This window comes from Flaviramulus sp. BrNp1-15 (assembly GCF_022259695.1).
Taxonomy (GTDB): domain Bacteria; phylum Bacteroidota; class Bacteroidia; order Flavobacteriales; family Flavobacteriaceae; genus BrNp1-15.
Map to the genome: position 1 here is coordinate 2,495,036 of NZ_CP092099.1, position 26,621 is coordinate 2,521,656.

General features: G+C 33.0%; 16 protein-coding genes. 15 read left to right on the top strand and 1 reads right to left on the bottom strand.

All coding sequences use genetic code 11. From position 1 onward, the window contains the following. From MBM09_RS10975 to MBM09_RS11020, 10 genes are all read left to right on the top strand, one after another. Entirely contained in the window at positions 1-1,668 is a 1,668-nt protein-coding gene (locus MBM09_RS10975) for a family 16 glycosylhydrolase (RefSeq protein ID WP_238673772.1), read from the top strand. 431 nt (positions 1,669-2,099) lie between these two features. Beyond that, positions 2,100-5,285, top strand: coding sequence for a glycoside hydrolase family 2 TIM barrel-domain containing protein (locus MBM09_RS10980; RefSeq protein WP_238673773.1), 3,186 nt, complete (start codon positions 2,100-2,102; stop codon positions 5,283-5,285). Positions 5,286-5,298: 13 nt separating this feature from the next. Continuing rightward, positions 5,299-6,726 carry a glycosyl hydrolase family 16 gene (locus MBM09_RS10985; RefSeq protein WP_238673774.1) on the top strand — a complete coding sequence of 476 codons (1,428 nt, stop codon included), beginning with the start codon at positions 5,299-5,301 and terminating at the stop codon, positions 6,724-6,726. A gap of 34 nt (positions 6,727-6,760) precedes the next feature. Continuing rightward, positions 6,761-7,606, top strand: a complete 846-nt coding sequence (locus MBM09_RS10990) for a family 16 glycosylhydrolase (RefSeq protein WP_238673775.1) — start codon at positions 6,761-6,763, stop codon at positions 7,604-7,606. Positions 7,607-7,618: 12 nt separating this feature from the next. Beyond that, the gene (locus tag MBM09_RS10995) at positions 7,619-10,333 is read left to right on the top strand and encodes a carbohydrate binding domain-containing protein (protein ID WP_238673776.1); all 2,715 of its coding nucleotides are present in this window, start codon (positions 7,619-7,621) and stop codon (positions 10,331-10,333) included. A 154-nt stretch (positions 10,334-10,487) separates the two neighbouring features. Further along, positions 10,488-13,898 carry a hypothetical protein gene (locus MBM09_RS11000; protein WP_238673777.1) on the top strand — a complete coding sequence of 1,137 codons (3,411 nt, stop codon included), beginning with the start codon at positions 10,488-10,490 and terminating at the stop codon, positions 13,896-13,898. 9 nt (positions 13,899-13,907) lie between these two features. Beyond that, positions 13,908-15,191: a glycosyl hydrolase family 17 protein gene (locus MBM09_RS11005; protein WP_370569661.1), complete on the top strand. Its 1,284-nt coding sequence runs from the start codon at positions 13,908-13,910 to the stop codon at positions 15,189-15,191. A gap of 20 nt (positions 15,192-15,211) precedes the next feature. Next, positions 15,212-16,708: a glycoside hydrolase family 30 beta sandwich domain-containing protein gene (locus MBM09_RS11010; RefSeq protein WP_238673778.1), complete on the top strand. Its 1,497-nt coding sequence runs from the start codon at positions 15,212-15,214 to the stop codon at positions 16,706-16,708. A 24-nt stretch (positions 16,709-16,732) separates the two neighbouring features. Beyond that, a complete protein-coding gene (locus MBM09_RS11015) occupies positions 16,733-18,298 on the top strand; it encodes an MFS transporter (RefSeq protein WP_238673779.1) in 1,566 nt (521 codons plus the stop codon). A gap of 13 nt (positions 18,299-18,311) precedes the next feature. Continuing rightward, positions 18,312-19,220 carry a glycosyl hydrolase family 17 protein gene (locus MBM09_RS11020; protein WP_238673780.1) on the top strand — a complete coding sequence of 303 codons (909 nt, stop codon included), beginning with the start codon at positions 18,312-18,314 and terminating at the stop codon, positions 19,218-19,220. A gap of 97 nt (positions 19,221-19,317) precedes the next feature. On the opposite strand, the gene MBM09_RS11025 is transcribed toward MBM09_RS11020, so the two are convergent. After that, entirely contained in the window at positions 19,318-20,946 is a 1,629-nt protein-coding gene (locus MBM09_RS11025) for a sodium/sugar symporter (protein WP_238673781.1), read from the bottom strand. Positions 20,947-21,079: 133 nt separating this feature from the next. Between MBM09_RS11025 and MBM09_RS11030 the strand changes: the two genes are divergently transcribed. The 5 genes from MBM09_RS11030 to MBM09_RS11050 all read left to right on the top strand — a co-directional run bounded on the left by MBM09_RS11030 (position 21,080) and on the right by MBM09_RS11050 (position 26,410). Further along, positions 21,080-22,072: a GntR family transcriptional regulator gene (locus tag MBM09_RS11030; RefSeq protein ID WP_238673782.1), complete on the top strand. Its 993-nt coding sequence runs from the start codon at positions 21,080-21,082 to the stop codon at positions 22,070-22,072. Between the two features lie 10 nt (positions 22,073-22,082). After that, positions 22,083-23,231 carry a galactokinase gene (gene galK / locus MBM09_RS11035; protein ID WP_238673783.1) on the top strand — a complete coding sequence of 383 codons (1,149 nt, stop codon included), beginning with the start codon at positions 22,083-22,085 and terminating at the stop codon, positions 23,229-23,231. A gap of 23 nt (positions 23,232-23,254) precedes the next feature. Next, positions 23,255-24,277, top strand: a complete 1,023-nt coding sequence (locus tag MBM09_RS11040; protein ID WP_238673784.1) for a UDP-glucose--hexose-1-phosphate uridylyltransferase — start codon at positions 23,255-23,257, stop codon at positions 24,275-24,277. Positions 24,278-24,436: 159 nt separating this feature from the next. Next, positions 24,437-26,056, top strand: coding sequence for a hypothetical protein (locus MBM09_RS11045; protein WP_238673785.1), 1,620 nt, complete (start codon positions 24,437-24,439; stop codon positions 26,054-26,056). 150 nt (positions 26,057-26,206) lie between these two features. Then, positions 26,207-26,410: a YgaP-like transmembrane domain gene (locus tag MBM09_RS11050; RefSeq protein WP_238673786.1), complete on the top strand. Its 204-nt coding sequence runs from the start codon at positions 26,207-26,209 to the stop codon at positions 26,408-26,410. The last annotated feature ends 211 nt before the right edge of the window (positions 26,411-26,621 follow it).

Consider the following 26,621-nt stretch of genomic DNA (forward strand, 5'->3'; position numbering starts at 1 on the left):
ATGAAAAACATTAAATATTATATTGGAATACTTATAACACTTGCAGTAGCATCTACTAGTTGTCAAGATGATGACGTATCTGTAGGTGATATTATAGCGCCAACAGGTGTTACAATAACTGCCGAAATTTTAGGAGTGGATGCAGCAAACCCTAATGGAGATGGAAGTGGTCTTGTTAATTTTACTGCTACCGCTAATAATGAAATTACGTATCAGTTTAATTTTGGAGATGGCAAAACCGGTGTAGCTCCTTCTGGAGAAATTACCCATAGATTTACAAATACTGGTATTAATAAATATACAGTGGTAGTAAATGCTGTTGGAACTGGAGGACAGACATCAAGCGCATCTGTAGAAGTTGAAGTTTATAGTTCTTTCACTGATACTGAAGCAGAAAACTTATTAGCTGGAGAGCTAGTTGGTGATTCTAAAACTTGGTATTGGGCTGCAGATTTACCTGTTCACGTTGGTTTAGGTCCTGTAGAAGATGATTATGGCAATGGTGAATTTGCCTATGAAGCATGGTGGAATGGCATTCAACCATTTGATGAAGAAAAATATTGTATGTATAGTGGTGAATTTGTTTTTACTCGTACAGACAATGGGTTAACCTTTGAGCAAACTGTTGGGCCTGCATTTGTACCTGGCGCTTATGCCGATGCAATTGGAGTAGATGGTGATGTTTGTCATGATGAAACTGTTGCTACAACTATGTTTGGAGTTAAAAATGTATCATTTTTACCATCTACATCAAAAGCTGCATTAGAAGGTTCTTATAATGATGAACCTTATAGAGGTACAAGCTTTGAAATTTCAGATGGTGGCTTCATGGGATGGTATGTAGGTGCAAGTACTTATGATATCATTTCTGTAACAGAAGATATGCTACAAGTTAGAATTATTCAAACTGGAAATGGATTTGCATGGTATCAAATATTTACATCAAGTAAACCAAGCGAAGAAAGTGAAGCATTTGAATCTGTTTACGATAATTTAGTTTGGTCAGATGAATTTGACACACCTGGTGCACCTGATGCAACAAAATGGACCTATGATTACGGTGCAGGTGGCTGGGGTAATGGTGAATTACAAACCTATACCGATAATGCAGAAAATGTTACAATAGAAGACGGATTTCTAAAAATAACAGCTAAAGCTGATGGCGCTGGAGGATATACTTCTACAAGATTAAAATCTCAAGACTTAAACGAGTTTACATATGGTCGTGTTGAGGTAAGAGCAAAATTACCAGCGGCACAAGGTACATGGCCAGCAATATGGATGCTTGGAGCTAACATTGATACTGTTGGTTGGCCAGCTTGTGGAGAAATAGATATTATGGAACAAACAGGTCAAGATAAAAATGAAACATCTGGAGCCTTACACTTTACAGGTAATTCTGGAGGTAATGCTGTAACTCAAGGCATTTCAAATGCTACATCTACAACAGAGTTTCATAACTATACTGTTGAATGGACTGCAACTGTAATAAAATTACTTGTTGATGATACCGTGTTTTTAACATTTGAAAACACACCAGATTCAGCATTTAATGCAGACTTTTTCATGATTTTGAATGTTGCTATGGGTGGAAGTTTAGGCGGTACCGTAGATCCTTCATTTACTGAAGACACTATGGAAATAGACTACGTAAGAGTATATCAATAATAGTTTAGTTTAAAATAAGGCTGGCAAATAATTTTGTCAGCCTTTTTATTCTTTTAAATTAAATAATAGTAAAACCCTAATGAATTAATATAACTTTAAAACTTAACAAAAAGTAATTCAAAAATTTAGAGGCTATACACTAATAGTTATTTACCATACAACACCACAACATTTACTATTAATTAATAGAAACAATCTTTTTATTTAATCCTATGAATAACCTAATAAACACACATAAAAATTGATAAAAGTATAATTTTAACGGCCTTTTTTTATTGTGTATGTTTTTTGTTGAGGTATTTTTTATTGACTTCGCAATTAATTGTATTAGGTTTACATAACCAGTATTATCCCAATTTCTACATACTAATTAATGTTTTAAATACTACCATTTAAACATTAAAAAAACCAACTTTAAATTAAATAAAACTATGAAAAACAATTTTCTAAGATTATTACTTTTCTTATTTACTACAATTGGGTTAGCTCAAACTGCTAAGGTATCTGTTGTAAATAATGATGAAGGCATGAAATTAGTAGTCAATGGTGAAGACTTTATGATTAACGGTATGAACTGGGATTATATTCCCATTGGTACAAATACTGTTAATGCAAATTTTTGGAAGAAGTCTGATGATGTTATTAAGGCAGGACTTGATACAGAAATGTCACTTCTAAAAAACATGAATGTAAATGTAATACGCCAATACACAGGTGTTCCTGCAAAGTGGATTAAATATATCTACGAAAACTATGGTATTTATACCATGCTTAACCACTCGTTTGGACGCTACGGATTAACTCTAGATGGTGTTTGGACTCCAGTTACTATTTATTCTGAACCTCGTACACAGGAATTTCTAATGACAGAAGTGAAAAACTTGGTAAATGAATATAAAAACACTCCTGGTTTATTACTTTACTTATTAGGTAATGAAAATAATTACGGTCTTTTTTGGGCAGGTGCAGAAACAGAAGATTTTCCTGATGGAGAAGAAAAAATTAACGCTGTTGGTGAACTACGTGGTAGACCTATGTACAAGCTCATGAATGAAGCTGCTAAAACCATGAAAGCTTTAGACCCATCCCATCCTATTGCTATATGTAATGGTGATGTATTATTTATAGACATTGTTGCCGAAGAATGTAAAGATGTAGATATATATGGTACAAATACATATCGTGGTGCTTCATTTACAGATATGTTCGAAGTGGTTAAACAAAAACTTAATAAACCATTAATGTTTACTGAGTTTGGTGCAGATGCGTATAATGCCATAGAAAACAAAGAAGATCAAAAATCTCAAGCCTATTATATGGTTGAGAACTGGAAGGAAATTTATCAAAATGCTGCTGGTTTAGGAAAAGCAGAGAACTCAATAGGTGGATTTACCTTTCAATTTTCTGATGGGTGGTGGAAAATTGGATTTAATGATAGAAAAGATGCAGACACTCATCAAACTGAGGCAACATGGAATGGTGGCGGCTATAAATTAGATGAAGCTTATCCTGGTGCTAATAACATGAATGAGGAATGGTTTGGTATATGTGCTAAAGGGCCAACAAGCGAAAGGGGATTATATGATTTATATCCACGTGCAGCATATTATGCACTAAAAGAAGCACATCAATTAAATCCTTACAATGAAGGTGTAACACCTGAATTTCTTGAAAATCATTTTAATAACATCCAACTTATGGATGCTGTTTTAAAAGCACGTGGTGATAAAGCAGCTCTAGAAGGTGCTAGTTCTGGAAAAATCGGATTGAGTAACCTTAGAGCAGAGTTTACTACTTTTAGTACCGGAGGCTCTCTAATTACTACACCAGATAATGCAGATCCCGATAATGAAACCTATCCAAACCAATTAGGGTTTGACCATATGCAATCTTATTATGTTGGCGTTGAAGGCAAACCTTCTCCAGATATGCATGCTGAAGTTAATTTTAACATACTAGGTAATGTAGCACAAAATCCAATAAATGAAATCTTTTATGAAAATGTTGGTCGCCCTGTTACATTAAGAAATGCTAATGGTGAAGAAGTTACTATTAGTGATAATAATCGAGTAAGGGTTTATAATGCAGAATTTGAGTGGAACGCTAAGGATGCAGATGTAAGAGGTTTTTATAGAACCGGACATTACCATTGGGGGTATGAGGGTGATTTCTTTGGTTTATACCCAGAAGCTAATTATGGACCAAACTTAGATATTTATAATGGTGAAATTTTAGGATTAGAGATTGATGGAAAAAGAGCTTTAAAAGGATTAAAAGCTGCTTTCGGACCACAACTATGGTGGGGAGCTAACCCAACCATGTTATTTAAGTATAGAACTAATTTCAAGCACTGGGACATCACAGGTATTTACCACAGAGATTTAGATACAGAATTAGACTTTGATGATAATGGTAGACGAGTTCTTGATGCAAATCAAGTTCGAAGTGGTGTAATTCCACCTTGGCCTACAGAACGTGCTACAATTGTTTTAGAAAGAGAGTTTGGAAGTTTAGGTATCTCGATTGGTGGTATTTGGGGAGGTAGACCTTTAAATGGTAGTACTTTTCAAGATGTAACAGGAGATTCTGGTAACTATGTAGTGTATCAAGATAAAATAAACTCTGACGATAACTGGGGAGGAAAAGCAAAAATTATCTATCAAAAAGGAAGATTTAATTTTTATGCACAAGCAGCTTATATGGGCTTGGTGGCAAATGGAGGTGCTGATGCTACAAGAACATTTACAGGATGGAAACTAAAAGACTCAGGAAGCGGTAACCAAACCAACATACTTTCTGGTTTTGCTTATACTCTTGGAAAATGGCAAATTGCACCAAACTTCCTTTGGCAAAAACCTTTAGTAGACCCAATGCCAAACGATGTGTCTGCACCAGGTAGATTACGAAACTTTATTGACGACCCATTTGCTGTTAGAGGTAATAGAGAAACTACAGCAGGAGAATTACTCCTTACCTTCGATCCAACACCTGGTTCATGGTTTTATGAGTGGGATAACGACAGGTCTGAAGATGCAAAAATAGCCTTTAATTTAGGGTTTGTATACAGACACCATCCAACAGCACAAGATGCCGCAATTGGTTTCTTAGCGAATCGTACTTTTTTCGCTTTTCCACAATCAGCACCTGCACAAGACCTTTGGGAAGTAAGTTCTCGCATCGTTTCTAAAGTAAGTCCAGATTTAGGATTAATTGCAAACCTTTATGGAGGCAACGCTCAAGCCAATGGCGATAGCGACAGAACTATAGAGCGTTTTGGTGGAGATATTAAAATGATTTATAGAAAATGGAAATTAGAATACGGTTTCAAAATTAATGATTGGGGACCTTTCGATTATCATCGCGATTTCAACCTTACGTTCCCTGTACAAAATATGATTGATATTTCTACATCAATTGGAAAACCAGACTGGTTCATCCTTCCTAGTACCAAGATTGGTGTAAGTGGAATTTGGCGTTCTCTTGATCAAAACTCACCTCGATACAGTCCTAATGTGTCAGAAGAGTTTGCTAACGATTCTACTATAAGTCCTGTTGGATTTCCAAATGGTAGTGAATGGGAAATTAGAACATATGTACATATCAACATTGGAAAATAAAAAATTGAGAAAGATGAAAAATATAAAATTTACATACTCAAAAATATTATGCTTTACAGGGTTAGTTTTTTTAACTCTATTAAGTTGTGAAAGGGAATTATCAGACGAAGCTGTTTTTGCTGAATTTCCTGCAACAGCCGAAATATTTACAGATTCACCTGTTGGCTTAGGTAGTAATTTTTACTTCCCGTATGGTGGCTCAAAACCAACAGCATGGTCTGTTGATAATGAAGTAAGTTATGAAGGTAATGCTTCCATGCGATTTGATGTACCAAATGCTAATGACCCAGAAGGAAATTATGCTGGCGCTATTTTTAGAATTGATGGAGAAGGTTCTGGAAGAAACCTAACAAGTTATGATGCACTAACTTTTTGGGGTAAAGCATCACAAGCTGTTACCATAGGTGAAATTGGTTTTGGTGAAGATTTTGAAGAAAACAAATACCTAACAACCAGAACAAATATAGATTTAACAACAAACTGGAAAAAATACGTAGTACCTATTCCAGACCCTTCTAAACTGGTCCAAATACGCGGTTTATTAAGGTATTCTGCTGGAGGTATTGGAGATGTTGGTAGCGAAGTTGGTTATACCTTTTGGTTAGATGAGGTAAAGTTTGAAAAATTAGGAACAGTGGCACAACCACAACCAGAAATTTTAAATGGAGAAGATTTAAGTGAACAGACATTTACTGGTAGTAATATAGATATCGCTGCACGTGGTCTAACACAAACCTTTAATGTAAACGGAACAAATGTTACAGTTAATACAACTCCATCATTTTTTAGTTTCAGTTCATCAGATACAAACGTTGCTATTGTAAATGAATCAGGAATAGTTTCAATAATTGGTGAAGGAACAACAGACATAACAGCTATTTTAGCTGGCGTTGCAGCAAATGGTTCATTAGAAGTAACTTCTACTGGGGTTTTACCATCTGCTCCAGAACCAACCAGACCAGAAGCCAATGTTAAATCTATTTATAGTGATGTATACACATCTGTAACCGAAAGCAATTTTAACCCAGGCTTTGGTGGTTCAACTACTCAAACAACAGAGGCAACATCTAATGATGATTCTGTACAGTTATACACGAATAATAACTACACAGGTATTATATTCAATAACACCGTAGATGCCTCCTCTCTAACTCATTTACATATTGATATTTATACTCAAAATGCAGATACAAGTGTTGGTATTCAAATAAGAGATATAGGAGCAAATGGGGAAATTGAAACCAATGTTTTTAATGGTTTCCCAGATGGTGATGATAAGGATTTCAGATTCACTGCAACAGGGTTATCTGTTGGTGGCTGGACGTCTTTTGACATTCCTCTTGGTGGTGACCTTACTACGCAAAAAAATAATTTGGGAGCGCTTATTATAACTGATGGTCCAGATTTTATATTAGACAATATATACTTCTACAGCGAGTAAGATAGACAATTATAAAATTCAAAATAATAGAAAGATGAATAAAAAAAATAAATATAAAATAAAGGCAACTTTATTAATCTGTTTTATCTCGATTGCAACTTTTGTTTTGTCTAGTTGTTCTACCGATGAAACTCAAAAAGTAACAAACTTTGTAAAATTAACCATGTCTGATGAGTTTGATACAGATGGTGCACCAAATTCTGGTATTTGGGGTTACAATATTGGAACAGGTGATAATGGTTGGGGTAATAATGAATTGCAATACTACACAGACCGAGCTGAAAATGTTACAGTTCAAAACGGCGTTTTAATAATTACTGCCAGACAGGAAGATTTTAATGAATCGTCATACACATCTGCAAGACTTATAACTAAAGGGAAATTTGAACAAACCTATGGAAGATTTGAGGCACGCATAAGATTACCTTATGGACAAGGTATATGGCCAGCATTTTGGTTGTTGGGTGATGACTCTAACGGTACTCAAGTTTGGCCACAAATAGGAGAAATAGACATTATGGAATACGTAGGCAACGAACCTAGTAGAATCTTTGGAACAGTGCATGGACCTGGATACTCTGGAGGAGAATCTATAAGCAAATTCTATGATTTAGGTAATAGCAGATTTGATACTGGGTTTCACATTTTCGGAATTGAATGGGGTCCAGATTACATAAATTATTATGTAGACGATGTACTATACAATCAAATAACTCCAGAGGATGTACCTGGAGAATGGGTATTTAATCGTGGCCCATTTTACATTATATTAAATATAGCTGTTGGTGGGGCGCTACCCGGTTCTCCAAACGCCGAAACAGTTTTCCCACAAACTATGCTCGTAGACTATGTTAGAGTGTATAAAAACAGTAACAACTAAAAAAATAAGAACATGAAAAAACTAATTATAACATTAAAACAAATTTCAATTTTATTCTTAGCATTAACCTTTACAGGTTGTGAGGATGATGACACAGTGTTACCTAAAGTTGTTGCAAACTTTACATATACTATTAACATAGACACTGGAACTGTAACATTTTTAAATATTTCTGAAAATGCTAATACTTATGAATGGGATTTTGGAGATGGTAACGCATCTACCGAAATAAATCCAATAAAAGTTTATAGCAACGGTACTTATACTGTTATTTTAGAAGCTAATAATGTTGCCGGTGCTTCAGATACGTTTCAAGACGAAATAACCATCTCAATACCAGAAATAGTGACTATACCTATTTCTTTTGATGGTGTAAATACAAATTATGGAGCCACAACTTTTGGTGGTGCGTCTTTTGAATTAGTAGACAATCCAGACGCTTCAGGCACAAATACAAGTGCATCTAAAGTTGGAGCCATTACCAATAGTGGAGCTGCTTATGAAGGTTTTTATTTTGATTTAGGTTCACCAATAGATTTAACTACAGATAAAACCATTAAAATGAATTTCTGGTCTAATGCTGCAGTAGATATATTACTTAAGTTAGAAGAAGGTACAGGTGCCGCTGTAGAAGTAGTAGCTAGTCATGGTGGAACAGGTTGGGAAACTATTTATTTCACTTTCGATTCAGACTCAAGTTATTCAAGATTTACAATGTTTGTAGATGGTCCTGGTACAACAGCTGGAACATTCTATATGGATGATGTTATGCAGATTAGTACTACTGATATACCTTGTATAGAAACAAATCTTGAATTACCAATTGATTTTGATTGTAATGGAATTGCTTTTACAGATAAAATTGTAGGAAACGTATCTTTTAATGTTATAGATAATCCTGAATTATCAGGAATAAATGCTGAAGAAAGTAAAGTTGGAGTTATTACAAATGTAGGTGCTAACTGGGAGAATGCTTTCTTTAATTTAGATACACCTGTAGACTTTTCAGTTGATAAAGGCATTGCATTTAAAATGTTTTCAGATCAAGCTTTACCAATTAAATTAAAATTCGAAGATGGTACCGAAGCACCTGTTGAGGTAGATGTAAATCATGGGGGAACAGGTTGGGAAGAACTAACCTTCAACTTCACCTCTACTGCATCGTTCAATGATATGGTAATATTTGTTGATGGACCTGGTACTGCATCTGGAACATTCTATATTGATGATATAGAACAAGTTGCTGGTGATGCTGGAACGCCTTGTGAAGCAGAAGCTATGCAATCGCTTGCTGGTGCAGATTTCAACTTAACATTCATGTCAGATCCTACATCAAGTATTATTGAAGATGGTGGAGATTTCACTTGGATAGATAATCCAGATTTTGATAACGATATAAACAAATCTTGTAAAGTTGGTCAAATAACAAAACTAGGAAACAACCCTTGGGATAACAATCAAATAGATTTAGATGCTAAATTAGATTTTAATGCCAATGAAGGATTAAAAATAAAAGTATGGTCTGCAAGAGCTAATACTGAAGTTAGAATCAAATTAGAGGAAATAGGAACCCCTAGTAATAATGTTGAACAGTTTTTAACTACAACGGTAACAAATGCTTGGGAAGAGTTAACTTTTCCTTTTACGAGTGCAGATAGTGGTAAGTTTGACAAAATCGTGATTTTCTTTGATTTAAACGCAAATAATACAGATACTTATTACTTTGACGATTTAATGCTTTATGGCACAGGTGGTGGAACAGGTGGAACATTTGATGATGGTTTATTAACCAATGGAGATTTTGAAAATGGAGCTGAAGCTTGGATTGGTAATGCCCTTGATGTTCAAACAGAAGGCGATAATTCTTTTAATTTTGCTAATGTTACTACAGTTGGAAATGCTTTTGATGTTAATTTAAGTCAAGTCGTAGAAATTATTGAAGGTAAAAATTATACATTAAATTTTGATGCGTCATCAGACGGTAATCGTACAATGTTAGCTGGTATTGGTTTAAATCAGGATCCATGGACAAATGACACACAATCTGTTAATTTAACTAGCGAAACACAATCGTATACTCTTGAGCTTTCATCTGCTGCTTTTGGTGGTGCAAATAGCCGTGTTATATTCGATATGGGTGCAGACCTTGGTGTTGTTGTAATTGATAATGTATCGCTATTCTGTAATGATTGTGATGGCGGTGGAGGTACCGGTGGTTCTTGTCCTGCTCCACCAGCTGGTGATTTTATCACAGATGGTGATTTTGAAGCTAATGCAGATTGTTGGGAGTTATTTGATAATGGTGGCAGTACAACAATTTCTACTAGCATAAGTAATGGAGGAAGTAATTCTGGTCAGATAATTACAGCTACAGGAGCTAATCCAGGTCTAAAACAAACTAGATTTGGAGCAGGCACTATACAACCAAATACAACCTATGAGGTAACATTTGATATAATAGCTAGTTCAGCATTAGTAGACGGTGCAGTATTCCAAGCCTTTACATTTTCAGAACCAGAAGATGGTTCAGGTTTACCAGCTACACAACATGTACTAATAGCTGGAGACCCTAGTGTTACGGCAACATGGGTAACTCGAACTTATGAGTTTACAACGGCTGCCAATGTAGACGGTGGATTATCCTTGTTGTTTGAGCTAGTTTGTGGTGGAGCAGGAACTTGTGGGGGTACAATAAACATTGATAATGTATCTCTTAAAGTAAAGTAACATAATTCTCTCCAATAGGATTATATAATAAAAAGGCTAGTATAGATTTATTAACTAGCTAGCCTTTTTTTCAATTAAATATTAATTAAAAACACATTTATACAACTTTATGTATAACACCTTTTTTAAAGACGAGCCAAAAGTTTCAGAACAGATGAAAACTATTAAAGGAGAATTAGTAAATATTAATAACGAATCTTATTACAAAATTTCTAATAGCGATGCTATGCGTCCTTTTTTCATGAGTATTGTAAGCGATTCAAATCACTGGATGTTTATATCTAGCAATGGAGGTTTAACTGCTGGAAGAAAAAACAGTGAATCTTCTCTATTTCCCTATTATACTGATGATAAAATAACAGAATCTGCAGAAATTACAGGAAGTAAAACTATCTTTCAAATTCATCAAGAAAATAAAATGGTAATCTGGGAGCCATTTTCTATTCGACAAATGGGTATTTACGAGGTTTCTCGTAATCTTTATAAAAACATTTATGGTAATAAAGTCATATTTGAAGAAATCAACACAGATTTAGGTTTAACTTTTAGATATGAATGGAATTCAAGTAATCGCTTCGGATTTGTAAAAAAATCCACCCTGATAAATAATTCAAATTCTACTAAAAGTATAACTGTTTTAGATGGTTTACAAAATATTTTACCTTCTGGTGTTGGTTCAGATATACAAAATAGTAGTAGCAATTTAGTAGATGCTTATAAAAAAAGTGAGTTACAAACAGAAGTCGGTTTAGGTATTTATGCTTTAAGTGCTAAAATTGTTGATAAAGCTGAACCTAGCGAAGCTTTAAAAGCAAATATAGTTTGGCATAATGGATTAAATGATGTTACACATACATTATCCTCATTACAATTAGATAGTTTTAGAAAAGGACATCCTGTTAAGCAGGAAGTAGATGTAAAAGCAGAAAAAGGAGCTTATTTCATTTCTTCTAAAGTAGAATTAGAGGCAGAATCAAGTAAAAACTGGATGTTTGTTGCCAACGTCAATCAATCTATAACTGGTGTAACTGAAATTTCAGAAATTATTAAAACTGAAAATGATTTAACTCAACTTATTCAAAAAGATATTGATGCAGGAACAAAAAACTTAATAGCATTAACCGCAGCATCAGATGGTTTACAATTAACAGCAGATACATTAATTAATACCAGACATTTCTCTAACGCACTATTCAATATTATGCGTGGTGGTATTTTTGATGATAATTACAATATTGAAAAGAAAGATTTTGTTAGCTACATCTCTAAAGCAAATAAAAATGTATTCAACAAAAAACAAAAAACTTTAGAGGCATTACCAGAACTATTTTCCTTAAAAGATATTATAGCATTTGCAAAACAAAGCAAAGACACAAATTTTAAACGCTTGTGTTTCGAATATTTACCACTTAAATTTAGTAGAAGACATGGGGACCCAAGTAGACCTTGGAACAAATTTTCTATAAATACAAGAAGCGAAATAGATGGTTCTAAAATTTTAGATTACGAAGGTAACTGGCGAGATATATTCCAGAATTGGGAAGCCTTGGCACACGCCTTCCCCGAGTTTATAGAAAGTATGATTCATAAGTTTTTAAATGCTACAACATTTGAAGGCTATAATCCTTATCGTGTAACTAAAGGCGGATTTGATTGGGAGGTAATAGAAGAAGACGACCCTTGGTCTTACATTGGTTATTGGGGCGACCATCAAATAATATACCTATTAAAATTCTTAGAATTTATAGAAAACCATTACCCTAACCAATTAGAAAAACATTTTAATAAAAACATTTTTGTTTATGCCAATGTACCTTATAAAATAAAGAGTTATGAGGATACACTTAAAAATCCAAAAGACACTATAGATTTTGACCATAAACTAAATGAAAAAATTAATGAAAGAAAACAAGAATTAGGAGCAGATGGTGCTTTATTGCGCGATAAAAACGCAAACATATACAAGGTTAATTTTATTGAAAAACTATTAGCAACTGTACTTGCTAAAGTATCTAACTTTATTCCAGAGGGTGGTATTTGGTTAAATACTCAGCGCCCAGAGTGGAATGATGCAAACAACGCATTGGTTGGTAACGGTGTGTCTATGGTTACCTTATATTATTTAAATCGTTTTTTAAATTTCTTTGAAAAAGTAGTTTCTAAATCTGATACTTCATCTTTTGAAATATCTGAAGAGTTATCAGTATTTTTTAATGAAGTTATTTCAACACTTAATAACAATAAACAGATTCTTTCAGGAAAAGTGTCTGATGAAGATCGCAAAACCGTTTTAGATGGTTTAGGGCAAGCCGGAAGCAAGTATAGAACAACTATTTATGAAAATGGATTTAAAGCAAATAAATCGTCTTTAACTAAAACAGAACTTCTAGATTTTATAGAAACTACAAAAAGGTATTTACAGCATACTATAGACGCTAACAAACGTGCAGATAAGATGTATCATGCCTATAATTTAATGACTGTTGAAAATGATAAAGAAGTTTCAATATCATACTTACCAGAAATGTTAGAGGGGCAAGTTGCAGTATTAAGCGCCGGTTATTTATCACCAAGTGAAACTTTAACATTATTAGATGGCTTGAAAAGCAGCGCGCTGTTTAGAGAAGATCAATACAGCTATATTCTATATCCAAACAAAGAATTACCAAGATTTGATAAGAAAAATAATATACCAACTAAAAGAGTAGAACAATCTGGTTTATTAAAACAATTAGTAAAAGATGGGAATGCTCAAATTATTGAAAAAGATGTTTTAGGAAACTATCATTTTAATGGAAATTTCAATAATGCAAATAGTTTAAAAGATGCTTTATCTAAACTACCTGAAAACTATCAGGCTCTCATTGAAAAAGATAAAGATTTACTGTTAGATATTTTTGAAGATATTTTTGATCACAAATCGTTTACAGGTCGTTCTGGTACATTTTATGGCTATGAAGGTTTAGGTTCTATTTACTGGCACATGGTTTCCAAATTACTATTAGCAGTTCAAGAAAATTGTTTATTAGCTATTAATAACAATGAAGATGAAGCCTTAATAGGTAAACTTTTAGACCATTATTACGAAATTAACGCAGGCATAGGTGTTCATAAATCACCAGAATTATACGGCGCAATACCAACCGATCCTTATTCGCATACACCAGCTACAAAAGGCGCACAACAACCTGGAATGACAGGACAAGTAAAAGAAGATTTACTTAGTAGGTTTGGAGAACTAGGTGTTTTTGTTAAACATGGGGTACTCTATTTTAATCCACGATTATTAAGAAAACAAGAGTTTTTAAAAGAACCTACTGTTTTTGAATATGTAACTATTAAAAATGAAGTTAATCAGCTTCGTTTAGAAAAGGATTCGCTTGGGTTTACATATTGTCAAATTCCAATTATCTATAAACTTTCAAACTCAAATAATATTCTCGTAAAATTTAATAACAACGATGATTTAAAATTTGATAGCCTGAGTTTAGATGCTGAAACATCTAGGTTAATCTTTGAAAGAACAGGTGTTATCGATAGTATAATTGTTTCAATTAAAGCATAATATAAACTCATGAAAACCACAAATTACATACCCCAAATACTCATTTTATTAACCATTATGGCAAGTATGGGGTGTGTAAATAAGTCGAAAAAAGTAACAGAAACAGTGACTGAAGAAAAAAACATAACAGCGGCAGATATTTTAGGCAATCCAGAATATTTAGCTATTTCTTATGGAGGATACAGACAAAAGTCTAGAGATATTCAACCAACCATACCAGAGCTTAAAGAAGACATGAAAATTCTTTCTGCTATGGGCATAAAAATATTAAGAACGTATAACGTGCAACTTAAACACGCTTCAAATGTTTTAGAAGCTATTAAGCAATTAAAACAAGAAGATGCAACCTTTGAAATGTATATGATGCTAGGTGCATGGATTGATTGTAAAAATGCATGGACAGACCAAACACCAGACCATAACATAGAAAGTGATCAAAATGCTGATGAAATTGAACGTGCAGTAGTTTTAGCCAACAAATATCCAGACATTGTTAAAATTATAGCGGTTGGTAATGAAGCCATGGTAAAATGGGCTACAAGTTATTTTGTTCAACCTAATGTTATTTTAAAATGGGTAAATCATTTACAAGATTTAAAAAAGTCTGGAAAATTGCCCAAAGATTTATGGATAACAAGTTCTGATGATTTTTCGTCTTGGGGAGGCGGCGATTCACAGTATCACACACCTGATTTAGAAAAATTAGTCAAAGCGGTAGATTATATCTCAATGCATACCTATGCATATCATAATTCGCATTACAACCCTGAATTTTGGAAGGTACCAGAAAATGAAAACAACCTTTCGGATATTGAAAAAATTGATGCTGCCATGTTACGCGCCAAACAATTCGCCATAAAACAATATGACAGCGTTTCAAACTACATAAAAAGTTTAGGGGCAAATAAACCAATTCATATAGGAGAAACAGGTTGGGCAACCATTTCTAATGGGCATTATGGTGCAAAAGGCTCCAGAGCTACAGATGAATATAAACAAGGGCTTTACTACAAACACATACGAGATTGGACTAATAAAGCAGGTATTTCATGTTTTTATTTTGAAGCATTTGATGAACAATGGAAAGACTCACATAACGCACAGGGTTCTGAAAATCATTTTGGGTTAATCAACCTAAAATCTGAAGCAAAATATCCTCTTTGGGATATGGTTGATAGTGGTGTTTTTAAAGGTTTAACAAGAGATGGAAAGCCAATTACCAAAACGTATCAAGGAGATAAAAATACCTTAATGGAAGATGTTATGGTACCCAATACCGATTATCAGAGATAGGAAACATAAAAGTATTTAATATGAAAACTTCAAAATATTATATCTATTCACTTATTTTCTTAATGATGTATAACTGTACTGAAAAACAGGAAAAACTAAAAGTTGAAGTTTTAGAAACTTCTGCAAAAGGTAATAAACTTACAAAAATAACAGAGTTTAATTCTAATAAGGAAAACCCTGTTACTATAAAATTGCTTCCAGAGCAGGAATATCAAACAATAACTGGTTTTGGAGGCGCATTTACAGAATCTTCAGCGTACTTATTAAACAAGTTAAGTAAAGCAAATCGAGATACTATATTGAAAGCCTATTTTGCTAAAGATGGTGCTAATTATTCCCTTACAAGAACACATATGAACTCTTGTGATTTCTCATTAAGCAATTATTCATACTCACCTGTTGAAGATGATATCGAATTAAAACATTTTTCCATAAAGGAAGATATGGATGATTTAATCCCAATGATTAAAGACGCCATCTCAGTTTCAGAAGATGGTTTCAACATATTTGCTTCGCCTTGGACGGCCTCTCCTTGGATGAAAGATAACAACCATTGGGTGGGCGGAAAATTACTTCCAAAATATTACGATACTTGGGCATTATTCTTTTCTAAATATTTAGATGCATACAAAGCCGAAGGCATTGATATTTGGGGATTTACCGTAGAAAATGAACCTCATGGAAACGGAAACAATTGGGAAAGCATGCACTTCTCTCCTAAGGAAATGACAGATTTTGTAGAGTTTCATTTAGGCCCAAAATTAGAAGCCGACGGTTATGGAGATAAAATTATTCTGGGATACGACCAAAATAGAGCAGGCTTAAAAGAATGGGTAGATGAAATGTATAGAGATGAAGCGTCTTCAAAATACTTTGATGGCACTGCAATACATTGGTATGAAAGCACCTATGATTATTTTCCTGAAGCCTTGCAATATGCACACCAAAAAGCACCACATAAATTCTTGATTGAAACTGAAGGTTGCGTAGATTCAGAGGTTCCAAAATGGCAAGATGATGCTTGGTATTGGAAAAAAGAAGCCACCGATTGGGGTTGGGATTGGGCATCAGAAAAAGATAAACATTTACATCCTAAATATGCTCCTGTTAATCGTTATGCCAGAGATATTATTGGCTGTCTTAACAATTGGGTAGACGGTTGGGTAGACTGGAATATGGTTTTAGACAAGCAAGGTGGTCCAAATTGGTTTAAAAACTGGTGCGTTGCACCTGTAATTGTAGATCCAGATAATGATGAAGTTTACTTCACCCCTTTGTACTACACTATGGCTCATTTTAGTAAATATATAAGACCTGGAGCAAAAGTTATTGGAATAGAAAATTCTGATGATGAGTTAATGGTAACTGCAGTAAATAATCCAGATGGAACCATAGCAATCGTAATTTTTAATGAAACAAAAACTCAAAAACCAATTAGCTTAATTCTAAATGAAAAAACTGTAGAATTTACAATTGATGCTCAAGCCATTCAAACCATTCTTATACCAAAAGCATAAAAAATCTAACTAAAACTAAATAATATGTCAAATTTCAAAACCGCCACGAAAGATAAAGTCCCTGTAGGGCAAAAAGCTGCCTTTGGAGCAGGTCATTTTATTTTAAATATTTTACCTGGTACGCTTGGTGTTTTTATTCAATTCTTCTTACTAACAGCTTGGGGAGTTGATCCTTTGTGGGCTGGACTTTTAGGAGGTTTACCAAGAATATTTGACTCAATTACAGATCCTATTATGGGATTCATTTCCGATAATACAACATCTAAATGGGGACGACGAAGACCTTATATTTTTATTGGTGCCATCATAAGTGGAATACTTTTCTTCTTAATGTGGCAAATAGATGATAATGCCTCACAATCGTACATTATTTGGCATGTAATGATTCTTCAATTACTGTTCCTTATAGGTAATACTATGTTTGCAACACCATTGGTAGGTCTTGGATATGAAATGACTTCAGATTATAACGAACGTACACGTTTAATGGCATTTTCTAATACCATGGGGCAAATCGCGTGGATGATTGTGCCTTGGCTATATGTTATAATTCCAGATTCAAACACCTTTAATACTCAAACAGAGGGCGTTCGTACCATGGCGCTCATCGTTGGAGCTATGTGTGTCGTTTTTGGAATTCTACCCGCTATATTTTGTAAAGGTATTGATTCTGCAAATATGGAGGGACGAAAAGAAATCAGCTTTAAAACACTTGCCCATAATATGAAAGAGTTACTTGCAGGAATTAAGCAAGTTTCTAAAAATAAACCTTTTATGAAATTATGTGGAGCTACATTTTTAGTCTTCAATGGATTTCAGCTTGTAGCTGCATTTGGTGTTTTCATTATTGTGTTTTACATGTATAATGGTAGTTATGAAATAGCAGGAACATGGCCAGCTTGGTTTAACACCATTAATGCTATGATTACTGCATTTCTAGTAATACCAATAATTTCAAAAATGGCAAATAAATGGGGAAAAAGAAATGCTTTTTTAATTTCTACTGCGCTTTCAATTGTGGGATACATTTTAAAATGGTGGGGGTTTGACAAAGAATTAAACAGTAAGTTTAATGATACTTCCTTAGGTGAAGGATTAACCTCAACTGTTGGGTCTATTTTTGAATACTTAAATCCAATATTAAATGATATTGGAATGTCTTGGTTTACCATTAATCCTGCAAATGAAATACCATGGCTTATATTTTTACCAATTCCATTTTTTGCTTTTGGTATGGGTGGATTATTTACTTTAATGATGTCTATGACTGCCGATGTTTGCGATTTAGATGAATTAGAAAATGGCATGCCTAGAAAAGAAGGTACTTTTGGTGCCATTTATTGGTTAATGGTTAAAATTGGTCAGTCCATTGCTCTTGTTTTAGGAGGCGTAATTTTAAAGATTGTAGGCTTTGACCCCAATGTTACAGAACAAACTTTGGATACTATGAATAATCTTAGAATTGCCGATATAATAGTCCCATCACTTACAGCAGCATTTGCCATGTGGATAATGTGGAAGTATAGTCTTTCTGAAAAAAGAGCCAAAGAAATAAAAATAGAATTAGTAAAACGTAGAGGAGAATTATAAATAAAATAAAGTAATGTCATATAGAGGTAATCATAATTATTTAATAAAAAACACAAACTACTCTGATTATACTGGTGTTGATTTTAGCAAAATATCAACAGAAGAATTAGAAAAACTTTGGAGAGAAACTCTAGGGAATGGCATGCATGGTTTGTGTTTTAGCATGTATGAAGATGGTCAAAAACCTGGAGATATTATCACAGAAGAACAAGTAAGAAGAAGAATTCAAATTATTAAACCATACACTAAATGGGTACGTTCTTTTTCTTGTATAGAAGGTAATGAACATATTCCGCGTATAGCACATCAAAACGGAATTAAAACCCTTGTAGGCGCTTGGTTAAGTGATGATTTACAAACTAATGAAAAGGAAATTGAAGGACTAATAGAACTAGCTAATGAAGGTTTAGTTGATATAGCTGCAGTTGGCAACGAAGTTTTATACAGGGGCGATTTATCAGAAGACCATTTACTTGGATACATATATCGTGTACAAGAAGCATTACCAGATATTCCAGTAGGTTATGTTGATGCTTATTATGAATTTTCACATAGACCTAAAATAGCTGACGCATGTGATGTCATTTTATCTAATTGCTATCCTTATTGGGAAGGCTGTCACATAGACCACTCTTTAAATCATATGCAGCAAATGTTCGGACAAGCAAAAGATGCTGGTAAGGGTAAAAAAGTAATTATTACAGAAACTGGTTGGCCTAGTGAAGGTAGTAGTTTAAAAGGCGCTATTTCTAATAGAGAAAATGCTATGAAATATTTTATAAACGCTCAACTATGGTCTGCCAAAGATAATGTGGAAATGTTTTACTTCTCCTCTTTCGATGAATCTTGGAAAGTAGGTGCCGAAGGCGACGTTGGAGCATATTGGGGACTTTGGGATAAACATGAAAACTTGAAGTTTTGAAATAAAAAATTTTTGAAATTATTATAATAAATTACAGATAATAAAAAAGCGCACTTAATAACCAAGTGCGCTTTTTTTATCATTTAATCAGTTTTTATTACCAGAATAAGGCATAAAGTACAGTTAAAATAATCATCACTACAAAAGAACCAATATTAAACAATGGTGATGTTTTAAATAAGTCTTTAGTAATTTCAATTCCTTTTGGATCATCTGCTCCTTTATTTTGAAGATTACTAAGAATAATTATAATAATCATAGTTAATACGGCAGTAATTCCCATTTGGTGCATCCAAGGTTCAAAAGCAGGAATTGGTAAAAACTTAAGCGCTAATGCAATTGGAATTGATAAAATAGCTCCCCAAATAGCGGCATTGTTTGTAGTTTTCTTCCAGAATAAACCTAGAATAAATACAGCTAAAATACCAGGACTTACAATACCTGTATATTCTTGTATAAATTGAAATGCCTGATCTATACCTCCTAAAAGCGGTGCTACAATTACAGCAATAATTAAAGCAACTGCTGCAGAAATTCTCCCAACATTCACTGTTGTTTTATCATTAGCATCCTTATTTATGTATTGCTTATAAATATCCATGGTAAAAATGGTAGAAGTTGAATTTAACATAGAAGCTAAAGATGATACCACCGCCGCTGCTAAGGCTGCAAAAGCAATACCTTTAAGTCCTGTTGGTAAAAACTGTAATAACCAAGGATAAGCTTTATCTGCTTGTGCAGAAGATGGCACATTTAACATCCCCGCTTCTCCCAAATTAGCCATAATTGAAGGATCGTTTACCATTACGTAAGCCGCTATACCTGGAACAACTACAATTAGTGGAATTATTAACTTTAAAAATGCAGCTAATAAAATACCTTTTTGAGACTCTTTTAATGACTTAGCGGCTAAGGTTCTTTGAATAATATATTGATTGAAACCCCAATAATATAAATTGGCAACCCATAAACCTCCTATTAATACCCATATCCCAGGTAAGTTTATATAATTCTCATTAGCTTCATCTAATACCATATGAAACTTTTCTGGTGCAGCTTCCACTACTTTAGAAAAACCAGCTAAAATTCCTTCGCCTCCAGACACCGTATTTAATGCTAAATACGTAGTAACCAAACCACCTAATACTAGAAATACAACTTGTATTACATCGGTCCATGCTACTGCAGATAAACCACCATATAATGAATATGCAGCGGCAAATAATGCTAACCCTATAATAGCGTAGATCATATCTACACCCATTATAGTTTCAATAGCTAAACCTCCTAAATATAAAACAGAAGCAAGATTAACGAAAATGTACAAGGCTAACCAAAAAACAGCTAAAATGGTTTTTAGGTTTGTTGAAAATCGTTTTTCCACAAATTCTGGAATGGTGTAAAGTCCTTTTTCAATAAAAATTGGTAAAAAGTATTTACCCACAATTATCAAGGTTAAAGCTGCCATCCACTCGTAAGATGCGATAGCTAAACCTAATGCAAATCCAGAACCAGACATACCAATAAATTGTTCTGCTGATATATTTGCGGCAATTAATGATGTACCTATAGCCCACCATGGTAAGGATTTACTTGCCAAGAAATAATCTTCGGCGTTTTTTTGATGTCCTTCTTTATCTCGAGACACCCACAACCCTACTCCTAAAATTAAAATAGCGTAGGCAATAAAGACTATATAGTCCCACATTTCAAATCCTGCTGTCATAATAAAAATTTTTGTTTAGTTAGTTTTAGAGAACCAAATATAAAGATTAAATCTAAATAAAAATCATTTTTAAATTGAAAAAATCAAACTAGTATGGTCTAGTAGGTTTTTTATTTTATATTTGTAATTAAATATGATAGAAGTCAAAAAGAAAATAGGGGTTCCAAAATACAAGCAAATCATCAATTCTATTGAAAATGCTATACAATCTGGCGCGTTAAAAAAAGGGAACCAAATACCTTCTATTAATAGTATTAAAGATAAACACAAACTTTCTAGAGATACTGTTTTAATGGCTTTTAACGAGTTGAAAAACAGAGGAATTATTAAATCTGTTGTCGGAAAAGGGTATTATGTTTCTAGTGAAAACATAAATGTTAAACAAAAAATATTTTTGCTTTTTGATGAGTTAAATTACTTCAAAGAAGATTTATATAATTCTTTTTTACAACATTTAGGCGAGCATATTCAAGTCGATATTTTTTTTCATCACTTCAACAAAAACTTATTCAATAAGTTGATTCATGATAATATAGGCGACTATAACTATTATGTAATTATGCCAGCAAATCTTGAAAACACTAATGATGTAATTCAAAACCTACCAAATGATAAAGTTTATATTCTCGATCAAGTACATGAAGATTTATTAGAATACGCCTCCATTTATCAGAATTTTGAAAAGGATATATTCAATAACCTTAACAGTGCCAAGCATCTTATTAAAAAATATAAAAAATTAATTTTAGTTTTTGATGAACTTAAGCAACCACAAGGCATGCGTAAAGGTTTTGAAAAATTTTGCAAATCTAATAACATCTCATTTGAGCTAATAAATTCTTTTCAAAATAAAGATTTAAAAAAAGGAGAACTATACATTATTCCAGATGACAAAAGTTTGCTTCAAATCATAAAAAAAATAAAAAGTAAAAAGTTTACACTTGCTAAAGACATAGGCATTATATCATATAATGAAACTTTGCTAAAAGAGATTGTAGAAGGTGGCATAACAACCATTTCAACAGATTTTAACGCAATGGGGCAACGTCTTGCAGAAATGATTTTAAATAAAGAACAAAGTAAAATAGAAAACCCTAATAAACTTATTATTAGAAATTCACTATAAGAAAAACTATATGAGTGCAACATTAATTAATGATGTAAAAACCGAATTTATAAACACATTTAAAACAGAACCTATACTTGTTTTTTCTCCTGGTAGAATAAACATTATAGGTGAACATACCGATTATAATGATGGATTTGTATTTCCTGCTGCCGTAGATAAAGGTATAGCTGCAGCAATTCAAAAAACCGATTCAGATGTGTCTACTGCTTATGCTTTAGACATGGATAGTAAAATTGAATTTAATTTAAACACACTAAAACCGTCTAAAGAAGGTAGTTGGGAAAATTATGTGTTTGGTGTAGTTGCAGAAATTCAAAACAAAAACAAAGTTATAGGCAATTTTAACATTGTTTTTAAAGGCGATATTCCAAGTGGTTCTGGTATGTCATCTTCAGCAGCATTAGAAAACAGTGTTGTTTTTGGTTTGAATGAATTATTCGGCTTGGGCTTATCAAAAGAGGATATGATATTCATTTCACAAAAAGCAGAACATAACTATGTTGGTGTAAAATGTGGCATTATGGATCAATATGCGAGTATGTTTGGTATAAAAAACAACGCATTACTTCTGGATTGTAGAAGCATTGAAGCTAAACCCTATGAAATTGATTTTAAAGACCATCAACTTATGCTAATTAACACAAACGTTAAGCATAGTTTATCTGATAGTGCATATAATGATAGACGTTCGGTTTGTGAAAACATTTCAGAATTGTTAGATATAAAAGCCTTAAGAGATGCAACAGAAGTAGATTTACAAAAAATTGCAAATAAAATAACTCCAGAAAATTATCAAAAAGCACTTTTTGTTATTCAGGAAAATAAAAGAGCATTAAAAGCATCTAAAGCCATTGAAGATAACAATTTAGAAACTTTAGGAAGCTTAATTTACGCATCACATAACGGTTTACAACATCAATACAAAGTAAGTTGTGATGAATTAGATTTTTTAGTTGGTTTAGCAAAAACAAACAAGCATGTTTTAGGTGCACGAATGATGGGTGGTGGTTTTGGAGGCTGCACTATTAATTTAATAGCCAAAACCGAAGCAAAATCATTTGCTGACTTTGCATCTGATGAATATAAAAATAGATTTGATAAAGCATGCTCAGTGTATTTTATTGAGCTTTCTCAAGGCACACATTTAGTTGAGTAAACTAATTATAATTCAATTAAAAAATGGAAAATACAGACTTACAAGATTACTCACATAAACGTTTAAATATACTTACTGGAGAATGGGTTTTGGTGTCTCCTCATCGCGCAAAAAGACCATGGCAAGGTCAAAATGAAGCCGTTTCAAATGAAGTTAGACCAACCTATGATGAAAGCTGTTATTTATGTGCAGGCAACACAAGAATTAATGGTGAAATTAATCCGAAATACAAAGATGTTTTTGTGTTTACAAATGACTTTGCAGCCCTTCAAAAAGATTCAAAAACATTTGCTGTAAACAACGGGCTTTTAGTAGCACAAAGTGAAACTGGAATTTGTAAAGTGGTTTGCTTTAGTCCGGATCACTCTAAGAGTTTAGCAGATATGTCTCCCACTGAAATTGAAAAAGTTGTTCGTGTATGGCAAAAAGAATTTAGAGAACTTGGAGACCAACCTAATATAAATTACGTTCAAATATTTGAAAATAAAGGCGCTGTTATGGGTTGTAGTAACCCACATCCACATGGTCAAATATGGAGTCAATCTACACTTCCAAACGAAGTAGAAAAGAAAAACTCCAAACAATTAGCGTACTACAATAAAAACAAACGTAGTCTTTTAGGTGATTATTTAAAACAAGAACTTGAACAAAAAGAACGCATCATTTTTGAAAACGAAGCTTTTGTGGTGCTTATTCCTTTTTGGGCGGTATGGCCATTTGAAACCATGATTGTGCCTAAAAAACATCAAACAAATATTTTAGAACTAAAGGCTAAGGAAGCGCTTTTGTATGCTGAAGCCATTTCGGTAATAACCAAAACTTACGATAAGTTGTTTAATACCTCATTCCCCTATTCTAGTGGTATTCATCAAGCACCAACAAATGGAGAAGAAAATAAGCATTGGCATTGGCACATGAGTTTTTATCCGCCGTTATTAAGAAGCGCTACAGTTAAAAAATTTATGGTTGGTTACGAAATGTTTGGTTCGCCGCAACGTGATATCACTGCTGAAACTGCCGTTAAAATGTTACGAAATTTACTTTGATTAATTTGTATTAATAGCAACTCCCTTTTTTTAATAAACCTGATGCCAAAAGTATCAGGTTTATACTTTTTTAGACATTCATTTATTAAATTAATGAAGCATATACTAAATCATTGTTTCAAATGTTATATTTTTAACCATTATAACTGAATAGCTTTAATGAAACGATACTTATACTTTGCCTTTACTCTAGGATTTTTAATACTTTGGAGTTCTTGTAGAAAAGATTTTGAATTCTCACCAAGTACAGGAAGCCTTCAATTTTCAAAAGACACGGTTTACTTAGATACTGTTTTTACAAATATTGGCTCCAGTACTTATAATTTAAAAGTATATAATAATAGTGATAATGATATAGTTATACCTAGTGTTAGATTGGGCAAAGGATACAATTCAAATTATAGAATTAGTATAGATGGAATGCAAGGTATTGGCAATAATATTGATAAGCCTTTTGGTAAAATATTTGAAAATATTGAAATGCTAGCTAAGGATAGTTTATTTATTTTAATTGAAACAACGATAGATACTAATAACCAACCTACATTAGAAAAACAATTTTTAGAAACAGATGTAATAGAGTTTGATACTGGATCGAATTTGCAAAAAGTAGAGTTAGTTACTTTGATAAAAGATGCAATATTGATTTACCCTAATAGATCAACAATAGTAGATCCAGAAACACAAGAAATAGTTCACGTTATTGAAACACTTACATTAAATATTGGTGGAGAATTAGTTGAAACCGAATTACAAGGTCGAGAATTATTACCCGAAGAATTGACGTTTACAAACAACAAACCTTATGTTATTTACGGTTTTGTAACCGTACCAAGTAACGAAACACTTACTATTGAAGCTGGTTCGCGTATCCATTTTCATGATAATTCTGGAATTATAGTGTCTAATGGTGCTTCTTTACATGTAAATGGAGAATTTAGCACAGATCAAGATTTATTAGAAAATGAAGTGATTTTTGAAGCTGACCGTTTAGAGCCAAATTTTTCAGATGTTCCTGGTCAATGGGGTACTATTTGGTTATTAGATGGTAGTATTAATAATACCATAAATTTCGCAACCATAAAAAATGCAACAGTAGGTATTTTATGTGATGGAAACCCAAATGAGGTAAATAATAAACTCACCATTACAAATTCGCAAATTTACAATTCAAGTAGTTATGGTATTATAGGTAGAAACACATCTATTGCTGGCGAAAATGTAGTAATTAATAACTCAGGTCAATCATCGTTTGCGGGAACATTAGGTGGAAAATACAATTTTACACATTCTACTTTGGTGAATTATTGGAATAATGGGTTTAGACAATTTCCATCTGTATTATTAAACAACTTTGTTTTAGATGAAAACAATGTCGCAACCATAGCAGATTTAACCGAAGCTAATTTTAATAATTGTATCATTTACGGAAATGATAACCCTGAAATTCTTCTAGATGAAATTGAAGATGATGCTGTAGTTTTCAACTTTAAATTTACAAATTGTTTAATTCGTTTTCAAGACACTAATAATAACTTTACTGAGCCAAATTACGATTTAAACGATACCAATCATTATGAAGCAAATATATTTAATAAAGACCCAGATTTTCTTGATACAGAACTTAACAAGTTGATGATTGGTAAAGATTCTCCAGCAATCAACCAAGGATTAAGCACGTTTGCCAACCAAGTGCCTTTAGATCTTTTAAATGTAAACAGAACAAGCTCACCAGATTTAGGAGCATATCAACATATAACTTTCCCTGAGGAAGATTAGGCATAATCCTTACATATAAAGTTTTTAAGTAAAGACATTTTACCGTCCTTGTCTTTTTAATTTATTATATTTGCTAACTATTTTTCTTAAAAATAGTTGCCCCTCATTTATTAATCAACATCTTATTTTATGTTAAAATTAAAAAGAAACATGAGCAATTTTGATCGAATTATACGATCGATTGTTGTTGTAATACTTTTAACCATATACTTTTTAGGAGAAGTTAGAGGTTTTTTTGGAATTTCTATAATCATCATTTCTATTATGTTCTCTTTTGCAAGTATAACAGCATTTTGCCCTTTCTATAAGTCAACAAATTTATCTACTTATGAGGCTGAAGATTTTATGGATTAAAAATTTAGTCTAAGGCAAAATCGTCTATTAGCTTTTTATTTAAATTTAAAAGTCTATCTACATATTACATTCCCAAAGAAGGTTAAGCAAAAATAATCAAGCTTGTCTTTGTGAGAAAAAAAATCTAACTTCGTTTAACGATTGATATAAGTCATTAAAGAACGAAGTTATATCATCGCATTAGCCTTCATTAAGACCAACCATTAACCAA

Bases quoted from the DNA above. Each gene is read 5' to 3' on its own strand.
- galK (WP_238673783.1), top strand. From the start codon at position 22,083: ATGAGTGCAACATTAATTAATGATGTAAAAACCGAATTTATAAACACA.
- MBM09_RS11010 (WP_238673778.1), top strand. From the start codon at position 15,212: ATGAAAACTTCAAAATATTATATCTATTCACTTATTTTCTTAATGATG.
- MBM09_RS11020 (WP_238673780.1), top strand. From the start codon at position 18,312: ATGTCATATAGAGGTAATCATAATTATTTAATAAAAAACACAAACTAC.
- MBM09_RS11000 (WP_238673777.1), top strand. From the start codon at position 10,488: ATGAAAACTATTAAAGGAGAATTAGTAAATATTAATAACGAATCTTAT.
- MBM09_RS11050 (WP_238673786.1), top strand. From the start codon at position 26,207: ATGAGCAATTTTGATCGAATTATACGATCGATTGTTGTTGTAATACTT.
- MBM09_RS10995 (WP_238673776.1), top strand. From the start codon at position 7,619: ATGAAAAAACTAATTATAACATTAAAACAAATTTCAATTTTATTCTTA.
- MBM09_RS11015 (WP_238673779.1), top strand. From the start codon at position 16,733: ATGTCAAATTTCAAAACCGCCACGAAAGATAAAGTCCCTGTAGGGCAA.
- MBM09_RS11045 (WP_238673785.1), top strand. From the start codon at position 24,437: ATGAAACGATACTTATACTTTGCCTTTACTCTAGGATTTTTAATACTT.
- MBM09_RS11005 (WP_370569661.1), top strand. From the start codon at position 13,908: ATGAAAACCACAAATTACATACCCCAAATACTCATTTTATTAACCATT.
- MBM09_RS11040 (WP_238673784.1), top strand. From the start codon at position 23,255: ATGGAAAATACAGACTTACAAGATTACTCACATAAACGTTTAAATATA.
- MBM09_RS11030 (WP_238673782.1), top strand. From the start codon at position 21,080: ATGATAGAAGTCAAAAAGAAAATAGGGGTTCCAAAATACAAGCAAATC.
- MBM09_RS10985 (WP_238673774.1), top strand. From the start codon at position 5,299: ATGAAAAATATAAAATTTACATACTCAAAAATATTATGCTTTACAGGG.
- MBM09_RS10975 (WP_238673772.1), top strand. From the start codon at position 1: ATGAAAAACATTAAATATTATATTGGAATACTTATAACACTTGCAGTA.
- MBM09_RS10980 (WP_238673773.1), top strand. From the start codon at position 2,100: ATGAAAAACAATTTTCTAAGATTATTACTTTTCTTATTTACTACAATT.
- MBM09_RS11025 (WP_238673781.1), bottom strand. From the start codon at position 20,946: ATGACAGCAGGATTTGAAATGTGGGACTATATAGTCTTTATTGCCTAC.
- MBM09_RS10990 (WP_238673775.1), top strand. From the start codon at position 6,761: ATGAATAAAAAAAATAAATATAAAATAAAGGCAACTTTATTAATCTGT.